We start from the raw sequence: 5,523 nt of genomic DNA on the forward strand, positions 1-5,523 counted from the left end.
GCGTTGCTGGACGCGGCGTTGCATCCGCTTGCTCATGAGGCGGTGGACGGGGGTGGCGAGTTGTTGCTGCCGTTCGCGTGGAGTGATGTGGTCGTTCATGCCACCGGGGCGACGCGACTGCGTGTGCACTGGTCGGCTGAGGGCCGGATGACGGCGCTCGATCCCGAGGGGCAGCCGGTGATGGAGATCGGCTCCCTCGCCCTGCGCCCGTCGGCGGTCCCGCAGTCGCCGTCGGAAGGCGAGCTGCTCCAGCTCGACTGGGTGCCCCTGGCCGAGCCCTCGACCGGCCCGAACGACACCGTCCAGGTGGCCGAGGTGGCAGATCTGGCTGGGCTCTTGCAACTGGCCGAGGCAGGACCGGCGCCGGACCGGGTCGTCGTATCCGTCGCCTCGCGGGACGGTGAGACCGTGCCGGCCGCAGCGCACCGCATCGCCGCCGACCTCCTCGCCCTGGCCCAGGGCTGGGTGACCGACGAACGGTTCGAGGACGCACGACTGGTCGTCGTCACACGCGGGGCGATCTCCGTCGTCGGCGACGACACGCCCGCCGACCTGGGCGCCGCCACCGTGTGGGGCCTCATCCGGACCGCCCAGTCCGAGCACCCCGGCCGGTTCACCCTGGTCGACCTCGAACCGTCCGGCGCATTGCCGCACGACGTGATTGCCGGCGGAGAGGACCAACTCGCCGTCCGTGACGGTCAGGTCCTGGTGCCGCGTCTGGTGCCGGTGGCCGGAAGCCAGGAGTCGGCTGGGCTGGATCCGGATGGCACGGTGCTGGTCACTGGTGCTTCGGGCACGCTGGGTGCGTTGGTGGCCCGGCATCTCGTCCAGCGTCATGGTGTGCGGCATCTGCTGCTGCTCTCGCGGCGGGGTGCGGACGCTCCCGGTGCCGGCGAACTCAGCGCCGAACTGACGGGGTTGGGTGCGACGGTCGAGCACGCGGCGTGTGATGCGGCGGATGCCGGTGCGCTGGCCGGTGTGATCGCGGGTGTTTCCGCTGATCGTCCGTTGACGGCGGTGGTGCATGCCGCGGGCGTCCTGGACGACGGCCTGATGCAGGCGCAGTCCGCGGAGCGTCTGGCTCCGGTGCTGCGGCCGAAGGTGGATGCGGCGTGGAACCTGCACGAGCTGACGCGTGATCTGCCGTTGGCGGCGTTCGTGGTGTTCTCCTCGATCGCCGGTGTGATCGGTAATGCGGGGCAGAGCAATTACGCTGCCGCGAACACGTTCCTGGACGCTCTGGCCGCGCACCGCCGCGCTGAAGGTCTCCCCGCACACTCGCTCGCCTGGGGCCTGTGGGACCAGTCCAGCACGATTTCCGGCAGCCTCGGCGACGCCGACCGGGCGCGTCTGGCTCGTTCGGGGATCAGGGCGCTGCCCACCGAGGCCGGCCTGGGCCTGCTCGACCGTGCCCTGGGCACCGACACGGCACTGCTGGTCGCGGCGGCCCTGGACCGTACGGCCCTGCGCGCGGCCGACTCGGACTCGGTGCCCTCGCTGATGCGCACACTGGTGCCCCGTCGGCGACGTACCGCCGCGACCGGTGCGACGCCGGCCGAGAGCGCGAACTGGGCCGAGACCGTACGGGCGATGGACCCGGAGGCGAGGGAGAGCGCCGTCCTCGACCTGGTGCAGTCCACCGTGGCCGTCGTGCTCGGACACGGGACGGCGCAGTCCGTTCCGGCGGACCGGGCGTTCAAGGAGCTGGGCTTCGACTCGCTCACCGCGGTCGAGCTGCGCAACCGCCTCAACGCCGCGACCGGGCTGCGTCTTTCGGCGGCGCTGGTCTTCGACCACCCGAACCCGCGCGCCATCGCCGACCACCTCGTAGGCCAACTGGCGCCGGAGGAAGAGTCGGTCGACGCGCAGGCGATCGCGGCCGAGCTCGACCGGGTGATGTCCCGGTTCGCGCAGGCGTCGTTCGACGAGGCGGAACGAGCCTGGCTCTCCCGGCGCGTACAGGAACTGGCGGCGAAGATCGGTGGCGACCAGGGGGGCGAAGGCGCCTCCGCACCGGGTACCGGCACCGGACTCTCCGACGTGGCGTCGGACGAGGAGATCTTCGCCTTCATCGACAACGAGCTCTGAGGCGCCCCGGCCGGTCGAACGGCCGGCCCCGCTGCCCAGCTCACCGACATACCACCGCACTTGGCGACAGCCACTCCGAAAGGCATGCCTCCATGGCGAACGAAGACAAGATCCGCGAGTATCTGCGGCGCGTGACGAACGACCTGGCCGAGAGCCGCCGGCGTCTGCGCGACATCGAGGCGAGGGAACACGAGCCCATCGCGGTGGTGGGCATGGCGTGCCGCTACCCGGGTGGCGTGTCGGACGCCGAGGGGTTGTGGGAGCTGGTGGCCGGTGGTGTGGACGGCATCGGTGAGTTCCCGGCCGACCGTGGCTGGGACGTGGACTCCCTCTACGACCCGGACCCCGACTCCGTCGGCACGTCGTACACGAAGTCGGGTGGCTTCCTTTACGGGGCCGCGGAGTTCGACGCGGAGTTCTTCGGGCTCAGCCCGCGTGAGGCACTGGCCACGGACCCGCAGCAGCGACTGCTGCTGGAGACCGCCTGGGAGACGTTCGAGCACGCCGGCATCGACCCGGCGACCCTGCGCGGTTCCCGCACCGGCGTCTTCACCGGCGTCATGTACGGGGACTACGGGACGCGGCTGCGGCGGGCACCCGGAGAGCTGGAGGGCTACCTGGTCACGGGCAGCACGGCCAGCGTGGCGTCGGGTCGGCTGTCGTACTCGTTCGGGCTGGAGGGTCCGGCGTTGACGGTGGACACGGCGTGCTCGTCGTCGTTGGTGGCTCTGCACCTGGCGGTGCAGTCGCTGCGGCGGGGGGAGTGCGAGATGGCTCTGGCGGGTGGTGTGACCGTCATGGCGAGGCCGAACACGTTCGTGGAGTTCTCGCGGCAGCGTGGTCTGTCGGCGGACGGGCGGTGCAAGTCCTTCGCGGCGTCGGCCGACGGTACGGGCTGGGCCGAGGGTGTGGGCCTGCTGCTGGTGGAGCGGTTGTCGGAGGCGCGTCGGCGTGGGCATCGGGTGCTGGCCGTGGTCCGTGGTACGGCGGTGAACCAGGATGGTGCGTCCAATGGTCTGACGGCTCCGAACGGTCCTGCTCAGGAGCGGGTGATCAGGAGTGCGTTGACGGATGCCGGGTTGTCGCCCGGTGATGTGGATGCGGTCGAGGCGCATGGTACGGGGACGCGGCTGGGTGATCCGATCGAGGCGCAGGCGTTGCTGGCGACGTATGGCAAGGGTCGTGACGGGGAGCGGCCGTTGTGGCTGGGGTCGTTGAAGTCGAACATCGGGCACAGTCAGGCCGCCGCGGGTGTGGGTGGTGTGATCAAGATGGTGCAGGCGATGCGCCATGGCGTGCTGCCGCGCACCCTGCACGTGGACGAGCCCACCCCGCACGTGGACTGGGAGTCCGGTGCGGTACGGCTGCTGACCGAGGAGGTGGCGTGGGAGCAGGGTGAGCGTCCCCGTCGGGCCGCCGTGTCCTCCTTCGGGATCAGCGGCACCAACGCCCACGTGATCCTCGAAGAAGAACCGGCCCAGGAAACGCCCGCCCAAGCGACCCCGGCCGAACAAGCTCCCGGCCAGGAAGATCGAGTCCAGGAAGACCGGGTCCAGGAAGCCGCCCCGGAAGCCGCCGACCTCGTGGAAGAGGCGCCCACCGCCTTCGTCCCCTGGGTTCTGTCGGCCCGATCGGCGGACGCGCTCCGCGACCAGGCCAAGCGACTGCGCGACTTCGTCGCGGCCGACGGCGGGCTGGACATCCGGGACGTGGGGTACTCGCTGACCACCACCCGCGCCCTGTTCGAGCACCGAGCGGTGCTCGTGGCCTCGGAGCCCGACGGGTTCCTGCGGGCCCTCGACGGCCTGGCCTCCGGTGACGCCCCCGGAACCGGCGCAGGCATCGCACAGGGCCGGGCCGACGGAGACACACGCCCCGTCTTCGTGTTCCCGGGACAGGGCTCCCAGTGGGAGGGCATGGCCGTCGAACTCCTCGACACATCGCCCGCCTTCAGGCAGCGCGTCGAGGAATGCGCCGACGCCCTCGCGCCGTACGTGGACTGGTCGTTGACCGACGTCCTGCGCGGCGCACCCGGGGCGCCGTCCCTGGAACGCGTCGACGTCGTACAGCCCGTGCTCTGGGCCGTCATGGTGTCCCTCGCTGCCCTCTGGCAGGCGCACGGCGTCACCCCCGCCGCCGTGGTCGGACACTCGCAGGGCGAGATCGCGGCCGCCGCGGTCGCCGGCGCCCTCTCACTGGACGACGCCGCCAAGGTCGTCGCGCTCCGCTCGCAGGCCCTGACGGCCATCGCGGGCCGGGGCGGCATGGTGTCGGTGCCACTGCCGGAGCGGGAGGTACGCGACCGGCTGCACGAACGCTGGGCCGAACGAGTGGTCGTCGCCGCCGTCAACGGCCCCGCCGCCACCGTCGTGTCCGGCGACACCGAGGCTCTCGACGAACTGATGGCGGCCTACGAGGCGGACGGCGTGCAGGCCCGCCGGATCCCCGTGGACTACGCGTCCCACTCCCCGCACGTGGAAGCCCTGCACGACGAGCTGTTGCGACTGCTCGACGGCATCGAGCCGCGTGCGTGTGACGTCGCCTTCCACTCGACACTGACCGGCGAACGCCTTGCCGACACCGCTGTCCTGGACGCGGAGTACTGGTACCAGAACCTCCGCCACACCGTCCGCTTCGCGCCGGTGGTGCAGGATCTCGTGGAGCAGGGGCACACCGTCTTCGTCGAGTCCAGCGCGCACCCCGTGCTCACGCCGGGCATCCAGGACATGCTGTCTGCCGCGGAACGCGAAGGGACGGTCACCGGAACCCTGCGGCGCGGCCAGGGCGGTCACCAGCGCTGGCTCACCTCCCTGGGCACGGCGCACACGGGCGGCGTTCCCGTGAACTGGGGCTCGCTCTTCCCGTCCGGCCGCCCGGTAGAGCTGCCGGCCTACGCCTTCCAGCGCACCGCCTACTGGCTGCAGGCCCCGGAAGGTTCCGGCGACGCCGGCGCTTTCGGTCTGCACGAGGGCGAACACCCCTTCCTCGGCGCGGTCGTCGGGCTCGGCGACACCGACGGGCTGCTGTTCACCGGCCGGGTCACCCTGGGCTCGCACCCCTGGCTGGCCGACCACGCCGTGCGCGGCCACGTCCTCGTGCCCGGTGCGGCACTGGTGGACATGGCCGCCGAAGCCGGAGCGCGAATCGGCGCGGGACGCGTGGAGGACCTCACGCTGCAGGCGCCGATGGTCGTGCCGGCCTCGGGCGGACTCCGCCTTCAGGTGGCGGTCGGCGCGGCCGACGAGACCGGGCGGCACCCGGTGCGGATCTTCTCCCAGGCCGCGGACGCGGACCCGTCGGCCGGCTGGACCACTCATGCGGAGGGCTCGCTCGGCGACGCGGACGTACCGACGCCTGCCGTGGTGTCGGCGGTGTGGCCGCCGGAGGGTGCGCAGGCGGTGGATCTGTCGGGCTTCTATGCGGGTCTGGCGGAGG

At 71.8% G+C, this 5,523-nt stretch carries 2 protein-coding genes; both read left to right on the forward strand.

Going from position 1 to position 5,523, the window contains the following annotated elements:
* On the forward strand, positions 1-2,088 hold a 2,088-nt coding region (locus AB0D93_RS41240; RefSeq protein ID WP_362131820.1), incomplete at its 5' end, for an SDR family NAD(P)-dependent oxidoreductase.
* A gap of 92 nt (positions 2,089-2,180) precedes the next feature.
* The coding region (locus AB0D93_RS41245) for a type I polyketide synthase (protein ID WP_362131823.1) at positions 2,181-5,523 on the forward strand (3,343 nt) is incomplete at its 3' end.

It is taken from the genome of Streptomyces sp. NPDC048191, assembly GCF_040652655.1.
Lineage (GTDB): Bacteria > Actinomycetota > Actinomycetes > Streptomycetales > Streptomycetaceae > Streptomyces.